The sequence below is a fragment of the Desulfobulbus alkaliphilus genome (assembly GCF_016918545.1).
In the GTDB taxonomy this organism is placed as follows: Bacteria; Desulfobacterota; Desulfobulbia; order Desulfobulbales; family Desulfobulbaceae; genus Desulfobulbus; species Desulfobulbus alkaliphilus.
In genome coordinates this window covers 1-522 of sequence record NZ_JAFFQC010000143.1, presented here as the reverse complement: position 1 = coordinate 522, position 522 = coordinate 1, and the positions used below count along the sequence as shown (strand labels likewise).

Genomic DNA, 522 nt, shown 5'->3' with positions numbered 1-522 from the left:
GCATATAGCGTATGCCTCCCACTTTGCCTTGGCTCACGGCCTCAAACATTTCCTCCTCACTGCCAAGGGCAAGACGGCCGGAAAGCAGATCCTTCGCAACAGCGTCCTTGATTTCATGGCGCAAGGCACTCATGTCGCTGCCGGGGGGTAAGGCCGTTTCGTGCATCTGATTAATATATGCATCAATGGCGTTATCCAAATTATGCTCTGTCGGTGCACCGTCTGGCGAAATGCCGGAAATAAAGTTGCTGGTCACGAGTGTAATGTTCCTGGCCTCGGCATCCACCTGCATGATCATGCCGGCAGTAAGCGGTTTGCCTTGCCCCATGGGGCCCTGCAGCCGATCCGAGGCCATCTGAAAAGCCGTGTCGCCGTATTTTTGCTTGATAGAGTCCAGAAAGGCGCTCATGGTTGCCCGGTGCGTGGAGGCCAGGGTGAAAAAGCTGCGAAAACCGCCCACATCTTTCAGGGTGTTTCCGGAAAGTTTCACGGTGCTGTCTGCGGAGTGGGCGCGCTGCGCCG

Annotated in this window: 1 protein-coding gene; it reads right to left on the bottom strand. The window is 56.1% G+C overall.

Features of this window, described 5'->3' with window-relative positions; translation table 11 throughout:
* Window positions 1-490, bottom strand: a 490-nt coding sequence (locus JWG43_RS17805; protein WP_205244290.1) for a hypothetical protein, incomplete at its 3' end; no start/stop codon positions are given.
* Window positions 491-522: the final 32 nt, after the last annotated feature.